The sequence below is a fragment of the Persicimonas caeni genome (assembly GCF_006517175.1).
Classification (GTDB): domain Bacteria; phylum Myxococcota_A; class Bradymonadia; order Bradymonadales; family Bradymonadaceae; genus Persicimonas; species Persicimonas caeni.
Map to the genome: position 1 here is coordinate 6,100,911 of NZ_CP041186.1, position 23,863 is coordinate 6,124,773.

Consider the following 23,863-nt stretch of genomic DNA (forward strand, 5'->3'; position numbering starts at 1 on the left):
ATCGATAAAGGTTGGAAGTCGTGAAATTCGAGGGGGGAAGGGTGAGGAGGGGGAAGAACGGAGGCGTCAGGCGAGGTGCTTCGTCAACAGCTCGTCGAGCTGCGCAGGGTCGAGCGGCTTGGTGACATACTCGGTGCAGCCGACTCGATGGGCGCTGTCCTGATCCGTTTGTTGGCCGTAGCCGGTGATGGCGATGATCGGGGTGGTCACAAAGGTGTCGTTCTGGCGCAGCTTTTCGATGACGTCGTAGCCGCTGTAACCTCCGGGGAGGCCGATGTCGCAGAAGATAATGTCGGGCTCGAATTCTTCGACGCGCTCGAGGGCGGCGTGGCCGTCGGTGTCCCAGGCCACGACGAGACCTTTCTGTTCGAGTTGGAGCTGGAAGAGGTGGGCGAAGTCTTCGTTGTCCTCGACGAGGAGGGCCCGGCGGTCGGTGAAGTCGCGCGCGGCGGAGTCGGTGGCCGGCTCGGTTGTCTGCGTGTCTGACTCTCTGGGCAACTCCACCACGAAGTTCGAGCCTCGACCGGAGCCTGCCGAGTGGGCGGTCAGAGTGCCTCCGTGGAGCTCGACGAAGCCCTTGGCGATCGCCAGACCCAGACCGAGTCCGCCTTTCTCTCGTGCGATGGTCTGAGGCCCTTGGCGAAACGGGTCGAAGAGGCGCTCGAGCACGCCGGGGTCGATGCCCTCACCGGTGTCCGAGACAGTGACGTCGACGGTTTGAGAGGTCGCGGTGAGGATGACCTCGACGCGTCCATCAGACGGGGTGAACTTCAGAGCGTTGGACAGCAAATTGGCGAAGATTTGGCGCAAGCGCACCGCATCGCCGTCGATGACGACGGCCTCATCGGTGGTTGTTCGAAACGCGAGGTCGATGCCCTTTTCGTCGAAGCGCGCCCGATGATCCGCCACCAGGCCCTCCAAGATGTCGCGCAGGTTGATGGGCTGGGGCTTCAGTTCGACTTTTCCGCGAAGGAGCGACGCGGCCAAGAACAGGTCGTCGAGCAAGGCCTTCATGTGACCGACTTGTCTTTTGACGATCTGCTTGACCTTGTGGAGCCGCTTGTCGGCGCTGTCGACGAGATCGAGCACGGCCATCGCACTGAGCAAGCTCGCCAGGGGATTGCGAAGCTCGTGGCCCAGAATCGCCAGGAATTGGTCCTTCTCCTGGTCGCGCTGCTCGAGTTTGTCGACGAGGCGCTTCATCTCGGTGATGTCGATCACGAAGCCGGCGTGTTGGGTCGGCCGTCCCTGAGGATCCACCAGCGTGCGGGCGACCTCCTTGATGTGGATCCAATCACGTTTCTGATGGCGGACGCGGTACTCGAGCTCGAAGCCCTCGCCGGCGGCGGTCGCGGCGTGAACGACTGACAGGCAGCGCTCGATATCGTCGGGGTGAACGCGGTCGATCCACCACTGACGAGGGAGGGAGTTCGGCAGCGGCTCGTCGTACCCGAGCAGGTTCTCGAGACCGGCGTGGAAGCTGACAGTCCCTTCGTCGAGATCGCTGACGTAGGAGAACGCGCCGCTGATTTCGAGGGCCATCTGCAAGCGCGCCCGCACCGAGCTTTCGTGACGCTGGGCAGATCGCCGCTGGGTGACGTCGGTAACGAAGCCGACGAGTTCGGTTTCGGCGTCTTGTCCGGCCCTCACAGGCGAGAGCCAATCCTCGAGCCAACGATAGCCGCCATCTTCGTGGGTGAGGCGATATTCGAAGAGACGTGGTGCGTCGGGGCGGTCGCGCAGGAATTGGCCGATCTGTTCGGGGATGGCGCTGTCGTCGGGGTGGAGGAGGCGGCCGAGCCAAAGCGGCCCGCCGCTAGCAGCCTCGTCATCTACTCCTCCCAGGACCGACTCTAGGCCGAGGGTGAAGCAAACGTGCGGCCTGCCGTGCTCGTCGAGCGCGAGCCGATAGATGAACGAACCGCCGCTTTGGAGGGCCGAACGGACCGTCTCTAGCTGTTCGGACACAGACATCAAGGGGCCCCCCTGTCGGTGGCGATATGCTGGGCAGCACTGGCTGGCGTGATTTACTCCCTAACGCTAACCACCCAATCTCGATTTCCAGCCAAAAGAGCTCACCAGCCCATCGACTGTTCTTCGTCTTGTTCGATGGTGAGCATGGTGCCCGTGTAGACGAGCCACACGCCAAAACCGACCACGGAGCCGAAGAACCAGGTGAAGATCTGGCTGATGATATGCCCGACTTTGCCCGTCGCCATAAAGATCTGGCTGCCCGCGCCGCCCAGGCAGGCGAAGACGAAGACGAGGCCGATGCTTGCCGCGATGAGCACCGCCAGAAGGGCGACGTGGCGTTTGGCCCACTCGAAGCCGGTCGACAGGCTGTCGAAGATGCCGTCGCCGCGGCCCACCAGATAAAAGGCGGGCAGCATGAAGTAGCCGACGGCCAGTCCCGGCAGAATGCAGAGCACGATGCCGACGGTGAACGCGATGGTGAAGACCAGGTAGAAGAGCGCGCCGCGGTTGATCCCGGTGCCGATTTGGCCGACGACCTCCATGATCGAGAGGCTGCGGCCCTCTTTCCATGCGCGGCGCACCGGCCCGAAGGTGGCGACGCCCACGCCCATCTGCACAAATCCGAGCAAGACCGTCAGGCCCATGAACGCCCAGAACTGGGGGCCGAACAGATCGAGGATGGCCGTCGGGCCGGCCTGACCCGACGAGATATTCTCCAGCGCCTCTTGCTGCGAGGCGGGGTCGACGCCCAGCGCCAGCGAGCCGACGGTGGTGATCAGCGAGATGAGCAGCCAGACCGCCGAGTAGCTTCCCCACGCGCTCAACAGGGTGGCGGCGTGGTCGCGCCACAGCTCCTTGATGACGTCGAGCACCGTATCGAAATTCGCCTTGCGGTGCGGCGAGCCGGTCGGCCTCGGGGCGGCGACATCGGCTTGCGGGTCGTGCGTGGCAGGAGTTTCGTACGGGTTGGGGCTCTGGTTGTCGTCCATCGGTCGTGTCCCAAAATAGGGGGGGCATGTCGGTGGGAGTGTAGCCACGCAGCGAAGCGATGCCAAGCGCGTTGGTACGGCAATGGTGAGCAGCGAGAGCTCCGGGGCACGAAGAGCTCTCGCTGCTCGAGTTCTCAGGGCCCGAACAGGTGCGACGCCGCAGCCGGCGTCATTCCCGAGTTGCTGTGGCCCACGTTGGGCACGAAGTCGAGCGTCCAGTTGAACGGCACGCCCAGTGACTGCGCCGCTTGTTGGCCCACCGAATAGTAGAACTGACCGCGTTCCAGGCGGTTGTATCCCTGATAGTCGGCCTCGGCTCTCGTGCGCAGGTACGAATCACGCACCGTGTCCTCCTCGCCGAGGAGCACCACGAGGTTGTGGGCGAACATCTTGCGCTGGCGAGTCGCATCGGGCGGAGCACCCTGGAGCCCGTAGGGCATGTAGTAGTTGCGGTCGTTTCCGCCGCCGTCACTCGGCAGCGTCCACCAGCCGGGGTTGGCGGCGACGGCCTTTTCGACGCGCGCGTCGGGTCGGAAGGTCAGCAGACGGTGGACGAATTGGCCACCGGCGCTGTGGCCGTAGATCGAGTATTTGCACGTTCCCAGTCCCAACTCGGTCCTCACCGCCTCGAAGAGGTGCTCGATCTCGCTGTGGGTGTAGTTGTTCGGGTCGCGCCACTGATACGAGCGGTACGTGCCCGTGTACGGCGTTCCCGAGGTGCCCACGCCCAGGTTGTAGTCCTCCGAGCCGGGGTAATAGGTCTTCGGGAACTCGGGGGCGATCGCCAGCACGTTGCGCCCGTCGACGTGACTGCGCCACTTGTCGAGGTACTCGTCGGCGTTTCGGTTGGCTCCGTGCATGATGAACACGATCTTGCCGGTGGCCGGATTGAAGCTCGGGCTGCGGTGGGTGTAGGCGTTGAGTAGGTTGCCGTCGCGCGCCACGAAACGCAGCACGCCGCGGCTCGAGGTCAACGCCGAGGTGTTTTGCAGCACCGACGGATAGGGATCTGCTGCGCAGGTCGAGTTCGTCGGGGGCTGGCTGCCGGTGTCGGGTGAACTTCCGGTGTCGGCATATCCGCCCGTGTCGGTCTGGCTGCCGGTGTCGGTCTGGCTGCCGGTGTCGGGCGAGCTGCCGGTGTCGGGGGAGCTGCCCGTGTCGGGCGTGCTGCCCGTGTCGGACGTGCTGCCGGTATCTGGATACCACCACCAGTCGTCATCATCGTCGTCTTCGTCATCAGTGCTACCTGTGTCGGGAGTGCTGCCCGTATCTGGCGTGCTGCCTGTGTCGGGAATGCTGCCCGTATCGGCCGCGCTGCCAGTGTCAGTCACTGTGCCGGTGTCGGCCGGGCTACCGGCGTCGCCCATATCGTCATCGTCGACCTGGCCATCGTCGTTATCGGGCTGGCCCTCGTCGGCGAACTGGCCGGCGTCGCTCTCTCCGCCGCTGTCGAGCGGCTCGCGGGCGTCCGCGAGCCCTTCGCTGTCCGGTCTGCTGGACGCATCGCCGCGCTCCCGGTCTTCGAGCGAATCGCCCGTATCGGAGCGTGCCTCGACGTCGGCCTCATCGGCTGCGTCCGATTCTGAAAGCTGCTCGTCAGGCGACGTGGTTTTGTATTTCGGAGTGATGTCTTGGCCGCAACCAAAGGCGATGAACGAGACCAAGAAGGCGACTGCGAATCTATAGGATACTGCCATGGTAGTACTGCTCTAAGTGGTTGTGTTTCCACGGCTTTCGTATCCTATAACGTGTTGGTTTTGAAGCGGTTTTTTGAGTCCGTTGCACTGAACGATAGCTCCAGAAAGCGTGCGCGCGGGGCGAACGAGCTTCGTCACCGAGCAACTTCGAATTGTGTACGACGCGCTCCCTCAGGATGCCCGCGCACAAATCGGGCGTTTTCTCGAGCCCAAAATGCGCTAAAACAGTATGAGAGCGAAGATAACCAAGCCCCCCAGCCCAACGACCATGCCCAAGACGCGCCGTAGAAGACGCAAGCATCCAGCCCAATGCCCGTGCGGTCTCGCAAATCGCTATCGAGAGTGCTGCGGACGGTTCCACCGCGGAGACGCGACGCCCGAAAGCCCCGTCGAATTGATGCGTTCGCGCTACGCGGCCTACGCCAAAGGGGAGGTCGATTACGTCATCGAGACGACCGACCCCGACGGCGAGGCGTGGGAAGAGCCCGAATCGAAGTGGCGGGCCGACATTCGCAAGTTCGGCCGCGATGTAGACTTCTTGGGTGTCGACATCATCGACTCGGGCGTCGAGGAAGACGCCGGTTGGGTGCGCTTTCACGCCAGGCTTCGCTCGAACGGCGCGAACGCCTCGTTCACCGAGCGCAGCGAGTTCGTGCGCCGCGACGGCAAGTGGTTCTACAGCCGCGGTGAAGTCGAGGTCGAGGGCGTGAGCGGGTGACCGACAACGAGGGCTCGTATCAGGCCGTGAAGAACCCGGAGATGCGCTCCGTTAACCAGCCTCGAAACTCGTCGGTCGTCGGCGGACAATGTCGGCAGTCGGCCATCAACTCAGTCGCCTCCAGGCTCGGAATGAGCTTCTCGACGCGCGAAATGACTTGCTCGCCGGGGAAGCTCAGATCTTTGTCGGCAGCGAGCACGATGGTCGGCGCGCGTAACTCGTCGAACTCTCCCACTTTGGCCAGCCGAGGGATCTTGACCCGCCCCAGGTTCACCGCCTGAAACACCTCCCCCATATAGGCCTCCCACTCCTCGTCGCGCGTCGTCATCATATGCGCCAAAAAGGCCTCCAGGCGCTTTTGAGTCGGCGCCAGCAGGTACATCGCCATCGGAATCCCGATCTTGAACCAGCCGCTCCAGTGGCTCTTGACCACGCCGGCCGGAACGATCAGCGCGAGCCGCTCGATGCGCTCGGGGGCGAGGGCGGCCAGTCGTAAGGCCACGAAACCGCCGAAGCTAACCCCGACGACGTGGGGCTTGTCGAGCCGGAGGCCGTCGAGCACGTCTCGAAGCCAGGCGCCGTAGTCGTTGTTTTTGACCGAGAGCAACTCGTCGTGACCCATCGGCGATTGGCCGACGATGTCGACCGCGTAGACCCGAAAGCGCTCGAGCAGGGGGGCCATTTCGACGAGCACGTGAGCGGAGGTGGCCATCTGGCCGTGCAGGAGCACCAGGGCAGGTGCATCTTCGGGGCCGCCGACCAGGACGTGCGTTTCGCCGAACGGAGTGTCGAGTCGGCATGTTTCGGTGGGCGCGCTGAGGCGACCGCGGAACCGGTCGAACCAATCGATGATGCGGTCTTTGGCTTTGGGACTCTTGAAGGTGGACGCCATGCTCAGCTCCTATTTGCTTGGGGGCAGGTGTACTCGGAATCACGGCCGGAGGCCGTCGAGGTGTTGGATGAGTTGGCGCTCGACGAGCGCCACGGGGTGTTCATAGGCCCCTTGCACCCACGAAATCAGCGCGAAGTAGAAAAACGAAAAGTAGCTCATGCCGAGCAGGGCGATGTCGGTGTCGGCGCGAAGCTCGCCGCGTTCGATGGCCCCTTGGGCTAGCTGGGCGATCTTGGCGTGAATTTGCGCGACCTGTCCGGCGAAACGCTGCGCCCAGGGAGGCTCGGCGAAGAGCGACTCCTTCAGCAGCGTGCGCGACAGGTCGGGGCGGCGCCTGTAGTAGCCAAAGACCACCCGGGTCAGCTGCATCAACTGCTCGACGAGCGGCCCTTCGCCGGGAGCTTCGAGTGCGGCGGCCATCGTCTCTTCGAGATCGGCGAAGAGGGCGGCGTGCAGCAACTGCCGCTTGTCGCCGAAGTGATGGATGATCGAGCCGGCGGAGATGTCGGCGCGCCCGGCGATCGAGCGCAACGTGGCGTCTTCGAACCCGACCTCTTCGAACTCTTCGAGTGCGGCATCGAGGATCGCCTCCCGGGTCATGCGCTTTTGTTCTTTGCGAGATGCCATAGCTGTTGTTGATTTTTTCGTTAAACGTGTTTATTAAACGTGTTTAGCGAAAAGTAGCGCGGTAGGCAATAGTGACCCGTACAATTTGGCGGCGAGGCAAGCTGAATATGGAGATCGAAGACTTGAGAAACTACGGGGCGGCCTTTAGCGAGGCGGAAGGCTCGTGGCCGGACGATGTCAAAGCGCGCATGCAGAGCGACGCCAAGGCCGTCATCATGCGCCATCTGAGCGGCTGGCAGAAGGTGCGCCTGATGTGGCACTTCATCAAAGCCCGTCGTCAGGCAGCCAAGCTCGACTTGAGCGACCTGCGGGAGCGCGGGATGACCGACGAGGCATTCCTGGACCAGCAGCTCGAATATCTGGCGATGTTCTCGGCGCTCGCCCAGCTTTTCGATGCCGAGCGCGCGGTGGTCATCATGAAGGAGGTGATGGACGAGTCGGCTCGCGAGCCCCTGCTTCACTGTCTGCCCGAGCCGGAGCATGTGCGTCAGGTCGACGCGGAGCCGTTTGACGTCTTTCGCGACTACAACGACGCGATGGCGAAGTCGTCGGTCGAAGCCGGCTGCAACATGATGGCCGTCGAAGACGACGGAGACGACGCCTTTCAGCTCAACGTGACGTGGTGTGTCTGGTTGGAGTTGGCCGAGCGTATGGGCGTGCCGGAAGCTTGCAAGCCCAATTGCTATGCGGACGACTTGGTCTTCCCGGAGTATTTCGATGCACTCGGGATTCGGTACTCGCGCAGCCAGACGCTCGCATGTGGCGGCACATGTTGCGACTTTCGGTTCGAGCGCAAGTAAAGTCTCTTCGGTGAGCTGCATCGAGGCGAGGCGTCACCGCGCGTTGACCGCGATTTGCCCCACGAAATCGTAGCTGCCGTGACGTGAGTCGTTGCCGAATAGGCGCACTTCGTAGCTGCCCGGGCGGTCGATGTCGCAATCGATGGCCACGGTGCTGTTCCCCTCGACCTTGCATCGCGTGCGTTCGCCGCCGTCCTTGGGGTAAAGCGACGCCAACAGGAACTGGCCCTGCGGGCGTCGGACTTTGAGCGACGCGCGCTTCTCGACGGTGATCTGGGAACGGTCGGGGTCGATGAGCTCGAGGCCGCGTTGGTAGAAGCCGGCGCTCAAGATGGGCTGGCGCATGAACTCGCCGCGGGTGATCGGCTCACGGCGCAACTGCCACTTGTCATCGTCGGGGAAGTGGTCGACGCCGAGGACCTCCGGCGGGGTGAACAGGTAGTCGGTGGTGTAGCGCTTTTCGAAAGTGTCGTTCTCGACGTATCCCGCCCCCCACGTCACGTCGATGAGGTACCATTTTCCCTCCACCTCGACCGCGTTCCACGCGTGTCCGCTGCCTCCGACATTGCCGCCGCGGTCGCGCGAGACTCCGGTCACGTAGACCATGTTGATATCGATGGTCTCGGCCATCTTGGCGAGCAGCTTGGCGTAGCCGGCGCACACGGCCTTGCGCGTCGAGAAGACTGTCTTCGGGTCCTGGGGCGGATAGTCGCCGCGCGCCAGGGCCGGGGCGTCGTAGCGGATGTGGTCGGCGACCCAGTCGTATAGCGCTTTGACGCGCAGGTACGGGTCGCTCTCGTTGGCGGCGATATAGCGCGCGACGGCTTCGGGGCTCGTCTCGTGGGCGGCGGGGATGGTCGCCACGGCTGGATGCAGCTCGTCGGGCATCGGCCAGCGCGGCGGGCCGTCGCTGGGCTTTTGGTCGGGTGTTCGAGGCTCGTCGCCGGCTTCTTTGTTGCCTGCAGTCTTGTCGGTTGTTTTGTCGGTCGTCTTGTCCGCGACCTTGGTGTCCGCCTTGGTCTCGACCGCCTTTGCTGTGTCCGTCTTCTTCTCGTCGCTGCGCTCCTGCTCGACCTTGCCGGCGACCGGGGCAGGCACCGGCTCGTCATCCTCCTCGGCCCACTTCTCGTAGGGATTGTCGCGCGTGGAGTTGTAGAGCCATTCGAGGCCGCCGGCCGCGGTGAAGAGCACGTCGCGCGTCTTGTCGGCCCACGGCGCGGTCTGGCCGGTGAGCATCCAGTCGCCGCGGGTCGACAGCGCCGTGAATCCGTCCTGAGGAAAGAGCGCGCCGAGCACCCCCAAGAACGCCAGGTTGACCGCCAGCGTGCGCAACACGAAGCGGTCGGCCAGCGTCAGGATTCGCTCGCGCGACTCCTCGCCGTCGGCCTCCAGACGTTCGACCTTCTTGCGGTAGCGGTGTTGCCCGACGAGCTCCCATAAGAGCGGCAGCGCCGGGAACGCCGCGATCCCGACGACCCACGCCGCCCACACCGGCCCGTTCAGATACGCGGCCAGCGAGGACGCCAGCCAGAAGCCGAGCAGCGGTGTGGTGATCACCAGCACATACCACAGCCCTTTGAGGATCAATCCGATGACTTTGAGAGCGGTGGCGAGTTTTTGAAGCATGCGGGCGACCCGATTGACGCTGTGGCGATGTGGCGATTAGAATCCCCGACTTCTTGTGACACTTCAAGTTGCTCGACTCGAGTCGCCCAACTGACGAGACAAGCCCACGGGAATCGCACCTTTGCTGGAAGTCGGATCCAAATTGGTAGCAGGTCGCTTCGAGCTGGTCCGACAGCTCGGAGAGGGCGGCATGGGCGTGGTCTACGAGGCCATCGATCAGCGCGGCGGCGGTCGCGTGGCGCTCAAGACCGTCCACCGGCTCGACGGACGCAGCCTGTATCGCTTTAAGCGTGAGTTTCGCGCGCTCGAGGATATCCAGCACCCGAACCTCGTGCAGCTTCGCGAGCTGCACCGCGAAGACGACCTCTGGTTCTTCACCATGGAGCTCGTCAAAGGCGAGGACTTTCGCACCTACGTCGCACGCACGCCGAAGGCGACGCCGATTCGCTACAACACCGCCGATCTGCTCACCACGCTCGACTCCCAGACCGAGCGACTCGCCTTCGAGGCCACGCTCGACGAGCCGCCGGGGGTCATGCGCACCGGCTTCGACGAGGCGCGCCTTCGCGGCGGCATGAGCCAGCTCGTCGACGCCCTCGACGCCTTGCACCGCGCCGGGCGCGTCCACCGCGACGTCAAACCGTCGAACGTGTTGGTGACCGCCCAGGGCAGAGTGGTGCTGCTCGACTTCGGCCTCATCGCCGAGTTCGAGCGCATCGGGTTTCGCCCCGCCTCGCGTAACGGCTTCAGCGGCACTTTGCGCTATATGGCGCCCGAGCAGGCCAGCGACGAAGAGGTCGGCCCGGCGGCCGATCTCTACGCCGTGGGTGTGATGCTCTACGAGATTCTGTGCGGCCGGCCGCCCTTCGATGGCCCGGCGGTCAAGCTCATGCTCAAGAAGCGCCTGGGCGACTACGTTCCGGCCGTCGAGGCGTCCTCTGGGGCGCCACGAGACCTGCTCGAGCTTTGCGACGCGCTCATGCGTCCCGACCCGGAGTCTCGGCCCACCGCGGCCGAGGTCCTCGAGGTTTTGTCCGTCGGAGCACGGTCGCAGCGGGCGCGGCTCGATGCCGAGACGACCAGTGACGTCTTCGTGGGACGCCAGGCCGAGCTCGACGCGCTCGAAGGGGCGTGGGCGGCGGTTCGCGACGAGGGCGCCGTCAGCGTCATCGTCGAGGGGGAGGCCGGGGTTGGAAAGAGCGCGCTCGTGCGCCGGTTCGTCGAGCAGCGCTCGGTCGACAGTGAGGCGCTCTTGTTGCTGTACGGTCGCTGTTACGAGCGCGAGTCGGTGCCCTACAAGGGCCTCGACCGGGTCGTCGACGACCTGACGCGCTTTCTCGACGGGCTGGGCGACGAGGTCGAGGCGCTGCTCGACGAAGATATCGTCGCGCTCGCACGCATCTTCCCGGTGCTCTCGCAGGTCCGCCCCATCTACGCGCGGCTCAATGAGGGGCTGTCCATCCGAAACCCCCGCGAGATTCGCCGCCGGGGCTTCGCCGCGCTCAAGTCGTTGCTGGCGAGGGTGGCCGAGCAGCGACCGCTGATGGTCGTCATCGACGACCTCCAGTGGGCCGACGCCGACAGCTTGGCGCTGTTGAGCGAGCTGGTCGATCCGCCCGACGCGCCCCGCATGTTGCTGTTGGCGACGCGCCGGCCGGGTCATCGCTCCATCGAGCTGCCCGGCGAGGTACGCCAGCTGAGCTTGTCGGGGCTCCAGCGCGACGAAGTCGAGGCGTTGATGCGCTCGCTCGACGACGGCTCCGTGGGTGACGAGCACGCCTGGAGCGCAGACGCGCTCACAAGCGAGACCGGCGGCCATCCGCTCTTCGTCCAGCAACTCGTCCAGCACATGGCCGGATCGACCTCCGCCAAGGGTGTGGGGCTCGAGGAGGTGCTGTGGCGGCGTATCAACGAGATGCCCAACCAGGCGCGCTTGCTCATCGAAATCGTCGCCGTGGCCGGTGTGCCCCTCGACGTGCACGTGTTGTCGACGGCGTTGGGCGTCGGGCTGGCCGACGGCGTCGAGATCGCCCGCCAGGCCCAGACGGCGATGTTGCTGCGCATCGCCGACGAGTCTGACGAGGTGACCGTCGAGGCTTACCACGACCGGGTCCGCGAGGCGGCATCGCGCTTTATGGACCCCGAAGAGCGCCGGTTCTATCACGCGCGGTTGGCCCACGCGCTCGAGGTGACCGAGCTCGCTGACCGCCGCCCGCACCTGATGCTGCGTCACCTCGAGGGGGCCGACGAGGAGCAGCGCGCGGCGCGCTTCGCTGTGCAGGCCGCCGAGCAAGCCGCCGAGGCGATGGCGTTCGAACGCGCCGCCGAGTTGTACCGTCAGGCGCTCCGCATCGGCGACTACGCCCCCTCGAAGGCGCGCGACCTCGAGCTGGAGCTCGCCCGCGCTTTGAGCAACGCCGGGCTGGGCCTCGAGGCCGCCGAGATCTACCTCGCCGCGGTCGAGTCGGTGCCCCCCGACCAGCGGCTGGTGCTCGAGCGGCGCGCCGCCGAAGAGCTGATGACCAACGGCGACGTCGAACGCGGCATGTCGCTCATCGACTCGGTGCTCGAGGAGATCTGCGTTCCCCAGACCCAGAGCACCTTCGCGACCATCTGCCGGGTGATCTGGCTGCGGCTCGTCTTGCTCCTGGTCGGCCTACGTCCTCGTCGCAGCGAACCCGACGCCCAGGCATCCCAGATGCGCCAACGCATCGATATTCTGGCCACGCTCGGCCGGCGCCTGGCGCTCATCGACACACTGCGCGGCTTCGAGTTCCAGAGCCGCGAGCTTCGCCTGGCGCTACGCTACGGAACCGACCACCAACTCGCCGCAGCCCTGGCCACCGAGGCGACCTACCAGTCGAGCTCGGGCACGACGCGCGGCATCGAGCGCGGCGAGCAGGTGCTCGTCCAGGCGCGCGAACTCGCCGCCGAGCTGCAGGACCCGTGGCTCGACCACTATATCGCCATGCAGTGGGGGATTATTTGCTTCTTCGCCGACCGCTTCCGCGTCGCCGTCGACACCCTCGAAGAGGCGGTCGAATGGTTCGCCAGCGAGTCGCCCGGCGATCAGTATCTGGTCAACTCGGGGCGTCTCTTCATGATGTTCGCGCTGCGTCATCTGGGGGAGATCCGCAAGATGAGCGAGCATTACGAGGCCTACGCTCGCGACGCTCGCCACCGTAACGACCGGCTGGTGCTGACCACCATCGGCACCGCGGCCAACACCTATTGGTTATTCGCGGGCGACCCCGCCGGCGCCACTCGCCAGCTCGACGAAGCCGACTGGGTGCCGCCCGAGCGCAGCGTTCATCTGCAGCATTGGTTCGAGTTCGTGGCCCGCGCCGAAATCGCCATCTACGAGGATCGCGCGCTCGAGTTTTGGACCGAGAACCGCAAGGAGATCCGTCGGCTGGCCCGCAACCCGGTCATCTGGGCGGCGCGCGCGACCTACGGCGAACACTTCTGGGCCGCCGGCCGCCTCCACGCCGCCGCGGTCGACGGCGGAGCCGACCCGCAAGAGCACAGCCGACACCTGCGCCGCATCGTGCGCAAGCTCGCCGGCGAGGACAGCAAGATGGTCCAACTGTGGTCGCGCATGCTCGAGGCCGCCGCCGAGGCGATCGCGGGCGACTCCAAGGCGACCATCGCCGCGCTCGAGCGCACCATCACCCACGCCGAAAAGATCGAGATGAAGATCTGCGAGATGGCCGCCCGCGGAAGGCTCGCCGAGATCCTCGCCCAAACCGGCAACGACCCGGTGCGCCAGGCCCGCCTGCGCGCCGAGGTCGACGCCTGGATGCAGGCCGAGGGCGTGGGCGACCCGCAGCGTTTGTTGCAGCTTTACATGCCCGGCTTCGGTTCCTGATCGGCAACGTGATAGCGGGGAGGATTACACGGTGTCAGACACCGTGTTTATCAGCGAGGGCAAGATGCCCCCGCACCGAAGGAACGTCGCGCGATGTATTCGGTGCGGGGGCATCTTGCCCTCGCCGAGGCTATCGGTGCGTGGGCATCTTGCCCTCGCCGAGACTTTCGGTGCGGGGGCATCTTGCCCTCGCCGAGACTTTCGGTGCGTGGGCATCTTGCCCTCGCCGAGGCTATGGGTGCGTGGGCATCTTGCCCTCGCCGAGACTTTCGGTGCGGGGGCATCTTGCCCTCGCCGATCACATTACTTAGATCCATCGCGCTGCTCGCCCGTTGGTACGAGGTGTCCACACACCTCTTCGGGAGCAGCCATGCAACTACGTCTTCCCTTCGCCGTCGTCCTGACCGTTCTGTTCGCCTCCACCCTCGCCGCCAACGCCGGCGCGCAGGAGGCTGAGCAAGAGTCCGAACAAGACTGGCGCAAGCCCCGCTCACTCGACGGCCTCTACGAACGCATCGCCAAAGACCTGAAAGGGGGCAAGCCACTGGTCATCGCCTCGTACTACGGCATGTGGCAGGCCCGCGCCGATCAGCCCGACCGCAACCTGAACTGGGGCGTGTACTACGGCCACAAGACGATGTTGATGCGCGCCAAAAAAGACGGCCATATCGCTAAGAACTACAAGCACACCGACTGGAAGAGGGTGCACCGCGCCGAGAGCGACGCCGACCCGATGCGCGTGCTCGTCTTTCACCAGGAGGTCGAGCCCAACGCCCGCTGGAAGAAGCTCGGCGTCCAGAAGAGCTTCGACGTCTACCTGGTCATGGAGGCGTGGCAGGGCCAAGAGGCGGCCGCCAAGGCGATGGTGCGCGGCCTGCGCCAGAATAAGGGCCGCGACATCGCGATCGACGACGAGACGACGATCAACACCGGCCAAGCCCAGGTGACCGGCTATTTCGGCCACAACTTCTTTTACGACTACGTCGACTTCTACTGGGACGGCCTCGACGACATCAAAGGCGATATCGCGCGCCCCACCGGCGTCTTCGCCGTCGGCTGCAAGACCGCCCGCGTGCCCGGCTTCGGCCGGTTGATCACGCCCAACGCCTACGCCGTGCTCTACTCACGCACCCTGATGGCCTCCGAGGGCTACTCGACGCTGGCCCTGGCCGACGGCCTGCTGCGCGCGCTCGACAGCAAAGCGATGGTCGGCCTGGCCGACCGCACGTACCGGTACTTCCAAAAGCACGCCAAGCCCGATCGCCGGGTCGGCAGGCCCTTCGTCTCCCACGGGTTTCGCATGTTCGAGGACACCTCGAAGTAGCCCCGAAGTTTTGAAGCGAGCCGAAGCGCGTTTAACATCTCGACGCACTGGAATTGTGTTGTAAACAACCCTCGACGTATCGAGAGGTAAACCATGGCTGTCATTGGCATCGAAGCAATCGAAGACACCCAAGGCAACGAACTGTCCATCGACAACGCCTCGTTGGTGACCTACCCCGACGGCGGCATCGACCTCGAAATCCGCACCCGGTCGGCCGACGACCTCCAGCAAGATTTTGAAGCCATCACCGTGACCGCCGCCGGCGGCGACCAATACCTGCTCGCGGGCATCGAGCAGGAGCGCGAAGCCCCGGTGACCAGCATGGTCACAGGCGCCGTGAAGACCGTGCGCCTGTCGGCCGAGTCGGTGCGCAAAATGCCGGCCTGAAAGACGCCGGGTTGAGGCGACAAACGCAGCAAGAACGGACGAGGGCCGGCAGGAAACTTCCTGCCGGCCCTCAGTCGTTTTGCCTATCACTGTATCGACGCCAGTCGATTCAGGCGGTGATCACTCGCCGCCTTCCAGATTGGCCAGGTCGCTCTCGATCTCCTTTTCAAGCTGAGCGGCCACCTCGTCGGCGTTGTCGGCGGTGACTTCTTCCGCGAACTGCTGCTTCTTCTGGTCGAGCAGCGCTTCGCGGCGCTCTTCGACGGTCGGCGCGGCCGCTTGCTCGGCCTGCGCTTCTTGCTTGGCTTCTTGCTCGGCTTCTTGCTCGGCTTCTTGCTTGGCTTCTTGGTCGGCCTCGGCCGTCGCTTCTTCGCCGCCGGTCTCTTCCTGCGGTTTTTCACACCCGACCAGCGCCATCGAAGCCGCGGCGAGCAGGGTTACAAAAAGTACGGTCAGTTTCTTCGTCATTCTCTTTCCTCTCGAGTACGAGCTGTCGTGTAGTCGACCAAAGGTGCGGCCAGATTACTTGCCCTTGTCGGCCTTCTTTGCCTTCTGCTTGCCCTTGCCGTCGGCCTTTCCTTTGGCCTCGGCTTTGCCCTTGGCCTTGGCGCCGGCCGCTCCGATCTGCTCCATCTTGGTTTGATGGCGCTTGCGCTCCTTCTCGAGCAGCATCTGGGCTTTCTCGCGCAGGGTCTCGTTGTCGTTCTTGTCGGCCAACGTCTCGAGACGCTGGATCTTGGCCACACGCGTGGTGTGCTTTTGCAGCTCGTCCTCGACCTGCTTGTCGGGGTGGGCTTTCGCCGCGGCAGCTTTACCTTTGCCGGCCGCCTTGCCTTTCTCGCCAGCCTGGCCTTTCTCGCCAGCCTTGCCTTTCTCGCCAGCCTTGCCTTTCTCGGCGGCCTGGCCTTTCTCGCCAGCCTGGCCTTTCTCGGCGGCCTGGCCCTTTTCGCCGGCCTGGCCCTTCTCGCCGGTCTTGCCCTGGGCTCCCTTGGCCTCTTTGCCTTTGCCCTCAGCCTGCTCGCCTTTCTCGGCGGCCTTGCCTTTCTGGCCGGCCTTGCCTTTGGCCTGCTTGCCTTGCTTGCCCTTGCCCGGCTTCTCCTGCTGCTTCTCCGCCTTTTGCGAAGCCCCTTTGTTGTCGGGGCGTTGCGCGCTCGCCGTCGAGACACCCGTAAGAATGAATGCCACGATTGCGACGACCGATACCAATGAGCGTTTCATCATCACCTTCTGAAATTGAGGATAGTGATTCGGTGCGTTCGGCAGCATAACACGCTGCTCGGTTGCCCAGAAGCAACATCAGCGACGCCGGTCCAATCTCCTTTCTTTCGAGGCGCTTGACAGAGTTCAAAGGGTCCTGAACATCTGTTGGGTGCTGAACGCATGTTTGGTATGCTGCCCGTCGGTCAGCGACGGTTTGTCAGGAGGTATTCGCATGGCCCGACCGCAAGTCAACAGAAACCAAGTCAACAGAAACAAGACGATCAAAGACAAGCTCGCCATCCTCGCCGACGCGGCGAAATACGACGCCTCGTGTGCGAGTAGCGGGGTCAAACGCAAGAACAAGTCGGGCGGGTTGGGCAACTCGACGGGCGTGGGCATCTGTCATAGCTACACGCCCGACGGCCGGTGCATCTCGCTGCTCAAGATCTTGCTGACGAATTTCTGCATTTACGACTGCAAGTACTGCATCAACCGCGCCTCGAGCAACGTGCCGCGGGCGCGGTTCACCCCCGACGAGGTCGTCCGGCTGACCGTCGAGTTCTACAAGCGAAACTATATCGAGGGGCTCTTCTTGAGCTCGGGGATCATCCGCGACGTCGACTACACGATGGACCAGTTGGCCGAGGTCGCCCGCAAGCTTCGCCAGGAGCACGACTTCAACGGCTATATCCACCTCAAGGCGGTGCCGGGCGCGTCCGACGAGGCCGTCCAGAAGGCCGGCCGGTGGGCCGACAGGCTCAGCGCCAACATCGAATTGCCCACCCAGGACGACCTCGACGAACTCGCCCCGGCCAAGACCGTCGACGACGTCGAGAAGACGATGGGCGAGATTCGCCAGCGCCGCGACGAGGCCAAGGCGGCCAAAAAGTCGAAGGCCAAAGACGCCCCCAGGTTCATGCCCGCCGGCCAGAGCACCCAGATGATCGTGGGGGCGACGCCGAGCACCGACCGCACGATTCTGCAGACCGCCGACCGCCTCTACACCAACCACAAGCTCAAGCGCGTCTACTACTCGGCCTACAGCCCCATCCCCGACGTCGACCCGATGCTGCCCGCCCAGACGCCGCCGCTCATCCGCGAGCATCGGTTGTACCAGGCCGACTGGCTCATGCGCTTTTACGGCTTTCAGGCCGCCGAGATCGTCGAGGAGGAGGATAACCTGCCGCTCGACATCGACCCCAAGCTCGCCTGGGCGATTCGCCACCGCGACCTCTTTCCGGTCGACCTGAACCGGGCGAGCTTCGAGGAGATCGTGCGCGTGCCCGGCATCGGCGTGCGCAACGCCAAGCGCATCGTGGCGATGCGCCGCAAGCGCCGGGTGCGCCTGGAGGATCTGCGTAAGATGCGCTCGAACGTGCGCAAGGCCGCGCCCTTTGTGATCACGGCCGACAAAAACCCGCACCTTCGCCGCCTCGACGACCTCGACCTGCGCTACCAATTGGCCGACCGCTCCGAGCAGCTCTCGCTGTTCGACGCCGGCCAGTCGAGTCGTCTTGGAGCGTGATGGAGAACGTGATGGGAGGCCTGATGTTAGAAGTCTGCATCGACAACGGCTGGGAGCAGTGGCGAGACCTCGCCCGCGAACTTGTGCGCCGCGACGTCGCCCCCGTCGACGTGACCTGGCGAGACGCCGGCGAGCGCCAGCAGACGCTGCTCGGCGCCGTCGACACCGTCTCGCTCGACGACGTCCTCGAGCGCCCCCCGACGCGGCCTCGCCCGCGCGTGTCGCGCCGCTTCGTCGACGTCGCCAAGCTCGCCTCCTTCCACCGCGACCCCACGCGCTGGGGCCGCCTCTACAAGTTGTTGTGGCGGCTCGCCGCGGGCGAGGCGGGCCTGATGGACGTGCGCACAGACGCCGACGTCGCCGAGGTCGAGGCGATGGCCAAGGCCGTGCGCCGCGACGCCCACAAGATGAAGGCGTTCGTGCGCTTCAAGAAACTTGTCGTCGACGGCGAGGAGTTCTTCGTGGCCTGGCATCGGCCCGACCACCGCATCGTGCGCAAGGTCGCGCCGTTCTTCAAAGACCGCTTCGCCGCGATGAACTGGACGATCATGACCCCCGACGAGACGGTGAGCTGGGACGGCGAGCGCCTGAGCTTCGACGAGGGCACCCCGCGCTCGGAGGCACCCCAATCGGACGAACTCGAAGGCTTGTGGAAGACCTACTACCGGTCGATCTTCAACCCCGCGCGCATCAAGCTGCAGGCGATGTTCGCCGAGATGCCCAAAAAGCACTGGGCGACGATGCCCGAGACCGCCGCCATCCCGCGCATGCTCCAAGAGGCGTCGGCGCGGGTGCGCTCGATGGTCGACGCCAGCCCGCAGGGCGCGCGCGTGCCGGTGGGCGAGAGCGCAACCTACGACGAGCTGCGCGAGGCTTGCCGCCGGTGTCGGGCGTGCGAGCAGTGCGAGGGGGCGACCCAGGCCGTCTTCGGCGAGGGCCCCGCCGACGCCCGGCTGATGCTCGTCGGCGAGCAGCCCGGCGACACGGAAGACCGCGTCGGCCGACCCTTCGTCGGCCCGGCCGGCCAGGTCCTCGACCGCGCGCTCGCCGCCGCCGGCATCGGGCGCGACACGGTCTATGTGACCAGCGCGGTCAAGCATTTTGGCTACGAGCAGCGCGGCGACAAGCGCATCCACAAGCGCCCCGACAGCTACGTCACCGAGATGTGTCGCCCCTGGCTCACCGCCGAGCTCGAACTCGTGCGCCCGCAGGTCATCGTCGCCCTGGGCGCCACGTCGGCCGGCGTGCTGTGCGGCCGGCGGGTCGCCGTGACCAAAGAGCGCGGCCAACCCATCCGAACCCCGCACGCCGAGCTGTTGATCCCCACGTTCCACCCCGCCGCGATCCTGCGTCATCCCGACACGACCGCCCAGCAACAACGCTTCGACGCCCTCGTCGACGACCTTCGCCGAGCCGGACAGGCCGTCGAGGCGCCCGAAAACTCGTCGTGGCGACCGATGGTGTCGTCGTAACGACGGATTGGGTCGTCGTGGTGAGCAGAGGAGTCGTCGAGGTGAGCAGAGCGGTCGTCGAGGTGAGCAGAGCGGCCGTCGAGGTGAGCAGAGCAGCCGTCGAGGTGAGCAGAGGAGTCGTCTAAGCACTCGTCGAGGTCGTCGAGGTGGTCGCGAAGGTCGTCGAGGTGGTCGCGAAGGTCGTCGAGGTGAGCAGAGCGGTCGTCGAGGTGAGCAGAGCGGTCGTCGAGGTGAGCAGAGGAGTCGTCGAGGTGAGCAGAGGAGTCGTCGAGGTGAGCAGAGCAGTCGTCGAGGTGAAACGCTTGCAAGCGCTGCGGCCCCCGCATAGAGTGGCCGCGCAGTCATACAACAACTTTGCCTTGGAGGAGCAGTTATGGAACGCGACGTCGAAAAGATCACCGACCGAGAGTATTTCGCCAAAACCCTGCGCCGAGTCGCCGACGCCGTCGAAGCCGGCGAGTCGTTCCGCATTCAGGTCGCCGGCCACCGCTTCACGGTGCCCGCCGACGCGACTATGTCCGTCGAGCACGAAGCCGAGGCCGGCGAGGAAGAGCTCGAGCTGCAATTCAAGTGGGGCAGCTGAGTTGTCGCCGACGCGATGATGCATCAGTAAGGGCAGCGCGTTATCGCGCTGCTCTTTTTTTGTGCCCGTCTCGTAGCGCAATGACGAGGCGCGCGCGCAGAAAGGGTTGCGGAAATCGCATTAAATTCGTTAAAAAGACCTCTATCTGGTGAAACACTGTGGGAGGCAGGCGATGGCAAATAGAGGCGACGAAGAGGCCGCCGAGGGCACATTGGAAGGGCGCGGCGCAGAGATCTTTGCCGAGATGGCCAACGGGCTACCGTTGATCGTGTGGGTCCACGATGCGTCCGGCGAGCAGGTGATGGTCAACGACACCTTCTGCGAGTTCTTCGGGGTGACTCGCGAGCAGATGAAGGGCGACCGGTGGCAGGTGCTGATGCATCCCGACGATGCCGACGCGTACACCGAAGAGTTCCTGGCCTGTATCGAGGAGCAACGACCGTTCCATGCCGAGGTGCGCGTGCAGCGCGGCGACGGTGAGTGGCGCTGGATCGAATCGTGGGGGCGGCCGCGCTTTTCGGCGGCCGGAGAGTTTCGCGGAATGGTGGGCACCAGCGCCGACATCACCGAGCGCAAGCAGGCGACCGAGGAGTTGGCTCGGGCTAACCAGCGCATTGCCGAGCAACACGAAGACCTGCAGAAGAGTGCCGAGAGACTGCGCGAGGCCAACCGGCGCAAGAATGATTACTTGGCCATGCTCGGCCACGAGCTGCGAAATCCGCTGGCCGCCGTTCAAAGCGCGACTGAGCTGGTGGGAGTGGCCGCGATGGAGAACCCGCGGCTCGAGCAGGCCGTCGAGGTGTTGTCGCGTCAGTCCGAGCACATGGTTCGCCTGATCGACGGACTCTTGGAGGTCTCGCGCATCGCGCGGGGCAAGGTCACTATCGACAAGGACGTGGTCGATCTGCGCACGGTGTGTGCGGAGGTGCTCGAGGACCGCCGCACCCGGGTGGACGAGGCCGGTCTGTGCATGGAGGTCCAACTCCCCGACACCCCCGTGTGGGTGTCGATCGACGAGGTGCGCACCGTCCAGATCTTGGACAATCTGATTTCGAACGCCATCAAGTTTACGCCCGAGCCGGGCCAGATTTCTTTTGCGCTGCACCCCGAGGGCGAGTCGGCGGTGATGCGCGTGTGCGACACCGGAGTGGGTATCGCGCCCGACAAGTTGTCGACGATCTTCGAGACCTTTCATCAGGAGAGTCAACATCACGAGCGGAGCAGCGGGGGGCTCGGCCTTGGGTTGGCAATGGCCAAAAGTTTGGCCGAGTTGCACGACGGCAGCATCGAAGCCCACAGCGATGGCTTGGGGCAGGGCGCCGAGTTCACCGTAAGACTGCCGCTGCACGCCGAGCCGCCGCGGCGCGACGAGGCCTCCGACACGACAAAGCCGGGCGTGCGCTCCATTCTCCTGGTCGAAGACAACCGCGACGTGGCCGCCATGCTCCACGACCTGCTCGCCGTGCAGGGCCACGACGTCACGGTCGTCCACAACGGCGCAGACGCGCTCGAGGCGCTCGAGGCCGGCCGCTACGACCTGTGTCTGTGCGATATCGGACTGCCGGACATGAGCGGCCACGAGATTGCCCGCGCTGCACGCTCGAGTGACGCGATCGACGACGTCACCCTCGTCGCGCTGACCGGCTACGGCCAGGCCGACGACCGCGCGCGCAGCAAAGAGGCGGGCTTCGACGCCCATCTGACCAAACCCGTGCGCCTCAACGACCTCACCGAGGTGCTGGGTTCCGCCCGTTAATCCATTTTTGTTTGAATAATTGCTCTCTGTGGTTTGATTTAATGATGGACAGCTGATAGAGGTTGTCCGTCGGCCGGGTCGACTCGGCCGCCAACATCTCGAGGAAAGCCTACCTTATTGTTTGGTTTCCGGTTTTTTTCACGCGGTCTGTAGTGTTTGGATTTGGGTGTTCGCACCTTCCTCCCTTCGTCAGTAGATTTGCCTGGACAAAATTGGTCAGTTCCACAGTGAGCTGGCGCCCCAAGAGACGGGTGCTCGATGGATTCGAGTGTCCGCAATTTGCCCCTCGATCGGCTCCGTTAGAGAGCTGGGTCGGGGATTCATGAATGAAGCACCGAGTACACAGGACAAAGCATGTCGAACAGAGTCGAAGGTAAAGTGAAGTGGTTCAACGAAGACAAAGGCTACGGCTTCATCGAGCGCAATGACGGTGGTGAAGACGTCTTCTTGCACTTCAGCGCGCTCGCGCAGACCGGTTTCAAGACCATCGCCGAGGACGCCGCCGTCGAATTCGACGTCGAGCCCGGCCCGAAAGGTCCGAAGGCCGCTAACGTGGTTCAGCTCTGAACCGCGACGAGGTAACTCGCCGGATGCCCTGATACGGTAGTCGTCGAGACCTTCAAAAGCCCCGGTCGTCCCGCAAGGGATGGCCGGGGCTTTTTGCGTTCCGCTCCCTGCTGGAACGTCACGATGCGCCTCGATGTGCTTAGTTTCTGCAGTGTGAGGCTGGGTACTGGGGGAAGCATGCGTCTATGGCACCGCTACATTATCGGAGTCGTGGTGGCGATCGGTCTGTTCGCGCCGCTCGTCGCGCAGGCGCAGAGTGCGCCCATGACCGAGGTCGACCAGCCGGTGCGCGCCGAGGGCTTCGAGGTCATTATCTTGGGCAACCAACTGCTGCTCGACCCGGTGCTCAGCAAAGAGCTCGACCTACCTTATGCTCCCTATCCCACCGAAGCGTTGGCCCAGAAGGCCGAGCGCCAACTGCAGAGTTATCTGGTCGACACCGGCTTTACGTTGGCCCGCGTCGAGGCGGTGATCTACGGCGGCAAGCTGTGGCTCTTCGTCGACGAGGGCAAGATCGACGAGGTCTTCTTTACCGGCGCGGGCACCACCAAGACCGCGCAGATGCAGCTCGAGTTCGATCTCCCCCAGGACATCTACAACCAGATCCACCTCGAGCGCGAGCTCGAGCGGCTGCGCGCAAAGCACGGGCTGCAGCGCCTCGACGCCGAGCTGGTCGAAAAGGAGGCCGAGGCGCCCGAGCACCTCGAGCGGCGGCTGGTCGCCGCCCTGTCCGACGGGGGCGCAAATGGCGAGGGCGCCGACGAGGCCGAAAAGATCTGGCGAGAGGCCCAAGATCGCTACTCGCTGCGGGTCATCGCGGTGGGCGAAGAGTGGGGCCGGGGCGTCGACTTCGGCGTCGACGTCATCGGGCCCTACGGCCTGGAGGTCGCCGTGGGCTACTCGGACACCGACTTGTTGTTCGCCGCCGACCGCTACAGCGTCGAGCTGGAGGTGGGCGGGTTGAGCGAGGAGTGGTTCACCGGCGCCGAGGCCGAGCTGTTCTACGCCGCGCCCGAGCAGCTCGACGAGTCGGTGCGCCCGGCGATCGATATCGACGGGCAGGTCGACAACCTCGAGCGCGAGACGCTCGATCTGACCCGCTACATGTACCTGCAGACCGACGCGGTGGCGCTGGTGGGCTTCGAGCCGCGCTACGACCTGGTCATCGCGCCGGGCGTGGGCTGGGGCTACGATAACCTGCTCGACTTCGAGCCCGGCGAGAACACCCCGGCGTTCGTCGTCGAGCAGTCCCGAAGCTATCCGGTCGGCCAGATCGGGCTGGAGTGGCTCATCGACCGCGTCGGTTTTCGCCAGGACAAGCTGCACTTGCTCGAGGCGATCTTGGAGGCGCGCTCGGTCGACGAGGGGCTGTGGCTTCGCTTCGAGGGCGACTACCAAAAGGCCTGGGGCTTCGACTACGACACGCTTTTTTTGCGGGCGAACTACTTCGGGTTCTTTGGCGACGGCATCGAATGGTACGACGAAGATCCCATCGCCTCGCAGGTCATCCGGGCGGTGCCCGGCGATTACGAGTTCGCCCGACGCCTCTTCGCGGTAGGCTCCGAGTACCGCCTGTCGCTCTACGAAGACCTCGTGAAGGCGGGCGTGTCGGGCTCGGCCGCCGCCGCCAACCTGCACAACCGCCAGACCCGCGACCAATTCTTCGAGCTGTACGCCTCCGGCGGCCCCGGCTTGCACCTGCAACTGTTGGGCAACTTCCAGCTCAACCTGTACTACCACTTCGGCTGGCGCGGCGACGGCGACACCACCGGGCGGTTTTCGCTGAGGTTCTGGAAGATCTACTGAGCCGGGAATCGGTGCGGGGGCATCTTGCCCTCGAAATCGGTGCGGGGGCATC

General features: G+C 64.7%; 20 protein-coding genes. 12 read left to right on the top strand and 8 right to left on the bottom strand.

The window, feature by feature from the left end; genetic code table 11:
* Positions 1-66: 66 nt before the first annotated feature.
* The 3 genes from FIV42_RS22585 to FIV42_RS22595 all read right to left on the bottom strand — a co-directional run bounded on the left by FIV42_RS22585 (position 67) and on the right by FIV42_RS22595 (position 4,660).
* Complete coding sequence (locus FIV42_RS22585; protein ID WP_141199884.1) at positions 67-1,974, bottom strand: hybrid sensor histidine kinase/response regulator; 1,908 nt, start codon at positions 1,972-1,974, stop codon at positions 67-69.
* Positions 1,975-2,075: 101 nt separating this feature from the next.
* Positions 2,076-2,963, bottom strand: coding sequence for a hypothetical protein (locus tag FIV42_RS22590; RefSeq protein WP_141199885.1), 888 nt, complete (start codon positions 2,961-2,963; stop codon positions 2,076-2,078).
* A 134-nt stretch (positions 2,964-3,097) separates the two neighbouring features.
* Positions 3,098-4,660 (bottom strand): hypothetical protein, encoded by a 1,563-nt coding sequence (locus FIV42_RS22595; RefSeq protein ID WP_141199886.1) that lies wholly within the window; start codon positions 4,658-4,660, stop codon positions 3,098-3,100.
* Positions 4,661-5,057: 397 nt separating this feature from the next.
* Here FIV42_RS22595 and FIV42_RS22600 point away from each other — a divergent pair, with 397 nt between their 5' ends.
* Complete coding sequence (locus FIV42_RS22600) at positions 5,058-5,378, top strand: YchJ family protein (RefSeq protein ID WP_141199887.1); 321 nt, start codon at positions 5,058-5,060, stop codon at positions 5,376-5,378.
* Positions 5,379-5,397: 19 nt separating this feature from the next.
* Here FIV42_RS22600 and FIV42_RS22605 read toward each other — a convergent pair whose 3' ends face one another.
* Both FIV42_RS22605 and FIV42_RS22610 read right to left on the bottom strand, forming a co-directional pair.
* Positions 5,398-6,270, bottom strand: coding sequence for an alpha/beta fold hydrolase (locus FIV42_RS22605; protein ID WP_141199888.1), 873 nt, complete (start codon positions 6,268-6,270; stop codon positions 5,398-5,400).
* A gap of 39 nt (positions 6,271-6,309) precedes the next feature.
* On the bottom strand, positions 6,310-6,897 hold the full coding sequence (locus FIV42_RS22610) for a TetR/AcrR family transcriptional regulator (RefSeq protein WP_141199889.1): 588 nt from the start codon (positions 6,895-6,897) through the stop codon (positions 6,310-6,312).
* A 107-nt stretch (positions 6,898-7,004) separates the two neighbouring features.
* On the opposite strand from FIV42_RS22610, the gene FIV42_RS22615 reads away from it, so the two are divergent.
* The gene (locus tag FIV42_RS22615; RefSeq protein WP_141199890.1) at positions 7,005-7,697 is read left to right on the top strand and encodes an L-2-amino-thiazoline-4-carboxylic acid hydrolase; all 693 of its coding nucleotides are present in this window, start codon (positions 7,005-7,007) and stop codon (positions 7,695-7,697) included.
* Between the two features lie 33 nt (positions 7,698-7,730).
* Here FIV42_RS22615 and FIV42_RS22620 read toward each other — a convergent pair whose 3' ends face one another.
* Positions 7,731-9,323 (bottom strand): transglutaminase domain-containing protein, encoded by a 1,593-nt coding sequence (locus FIV42_RS22620; RefSeq protein ID WP_141199891.1) that lies wholly within the window; start codon positions 9,321-9,323, stop codon positions 7,731-7,733.
* Between the two features lie 121 nt (positions 9,324-9,444).
* On the opposite strand from FIV42_RS22620, the gene FIV42_RS22625 reads away from it, so the two are divergent.
* The 3 genes from FIV42_RS22625 to FIV42_RS22635 all read left to right on the top strand — a co-directional run bounded on the left by FIV42_RS22625 (position 9,445) and on the right by FIV42_RS22635 (position 14,902).
* On the top strand, positions 9,445-13,191 hold the full coding sequence (locus tag FIV42_RS22625; protein WP_141199892.1) for a serine/threonine-protein kinase: 3,747 nt from the start codon (positions 9,445-9,447) through the stop codon (positions 13,189-13,191).
* Positions 13,192-13,561: 370 nt separating this feature from the next.
* A complete protein-coding gene (locus FIV42_RS22630; RefSeq protein WP_141199893.1) occupies positions 13,562-14,515 on the top strand; it encodes a hypothetical protein in 954 nt (317 codons plus the stop codon).
* A gap of 93 nt (positions 14,516-14,608) precedes the next feature.
* Complete coding sequence (locus tag FIV42_RS22635) at positions 14,609-14,902, top strand: hypothetical protein (protein WP_141199894.1); 294 nt, start codon at positions 14,609-14,611, stop codon at positions 14,900-14,902.
* 120 nt (positions 14,903-15,022) lie between these two features.
* On the opposite strand, the gene FIV42_RS30320 is transcribed toward FIV42_RS22635, so the two are convergent.
* Both FIV42_RS30320 and FIV42_RS22645 read right to left on the bottom strand, forming a co-directional pair.
* On the bottom strand, positions 15,023-15,370 hold the full coding sequence (locus FIV42_RS30320; RefSeq protein WP_168210867.1) for a hypothetical protein: 348 nt from the start codon (positions 15,368-15,370) through the stop codon (positions 15,023-15,025).
* A gap of 54 nt (positions 15,371-15,424) precedes the next feature.
* The gene (locus FIV42_RS22645; protein WP_141199895.1) at positions 15,425-16,120 is read right to left on the bottom strand and encodes a hypothetical protein; all 696 of its coding nucleotides are present in this window, start codon (positions 16,118-16,120) and stop codon (positions 15,425-15,427) included.
* A gap of 214 nt (positions 16,121-16,334) precedes the next feature.
* Between FIV42_RS22645 and FIV42_RS22650 the strand changes: the two genes are divergently transcribed.
* The 7 genes from FIV42_RS22650 (at position 16,335) to FIV42_RS22675 (ending at position 23,811) form a co-directional block, all read left to right on the top strand.
* Positions 16,335-17,627, top strand: a complete 1,293-nt coding sequence (locus FIV42_RS22650) for a putative DNA modification/repair radical SAM protein (protein WP_141199896.1) — start codon at positions 16,335-16,337, stop codon at positions 17,625-17,627.
* A 23-nt stretch (positions 17,628-17,650) separates the two neighbouring features.
* Positions 17,651-19,099: a UdgX family uracil-DNA binding protein gene (locus tag FIV42_RS22655; RefSeq protein WP_168210868.1), complete on the top strand. Its 1,449-nt coding sequence runs from the start codon at positions 17,651-17,653 to the stop codon at positions 19,097-19,099.
* The gene (locus tag FIV42_RS30325) at positions 19,075-19,224 is read left to right on the top strand and encodes a hypothetical protein (protein WP_168210869.1); all 150 of its coding nucleotides are present in this window, start codon (positions 19,075-19,077) and stop codon (positions 19,222-19,224) included. Before FIV42_RS22655 ends, FIV42_RS30325 begins: the two co-directional genes overlap by 25 nt.
* 248 nt (positions 19,225-19,472) lie before the next feature.
* On the top strand, positions 19,473-19,682 hold the full coding sequence (locus FIV42_RS22660; RefSeq protein ID WP_141199898.1) for an amphi-Trp domain-containing protein: 210 nt from the start codon (positions 19,473-19,475) through the stop codon (positions 19,680-19,682).
* Positions 19,683-19,854: 172 nt separating this feature from the next.
* Positions 19,855-21,438 carry a hybrid sensor histidine kinase/response regulator gene (locus FIV42_RS22665; protein WP_141199899.1) on the top strand — a complete coding sequence of 528 codons (1,584 nt, stop codon included), beginning with the start codon at positions 19,855-19,857 and terminating at the stop codon, positions 21,436-21,438.
* Between the two features lie 354 nt (positions 21,439-21,792).
* Positions 21,793-22,005 carry a cold-shock protein gene (locus FIV42_RS22670; RefSeq protein WP_141199900.1) on the top strand — a complete coding sequence of 71 codons (213 nt, stop codon included), beginning with the start codon at positions 21,793-21,795 and terminating at the stop codon, positions 22,003-22,005.
* Positions 22,006-22,182: 177 nt separating this feature from the next.
* Positions 22,183-23,811: a BamA/TamA family outer membrane protein gene (locus FIV42_RS22675; RefSeq protein ID WP_141199901.1), complete on the top strand. Its 1,629-nt coding sequence runs from the start codon at positions 22,183-22,185 to the stop codon at positions 23,809-23,811.
* The last annotated feature ends 52 nt before the right edge of the window (positions 23,812-23,863 follow it).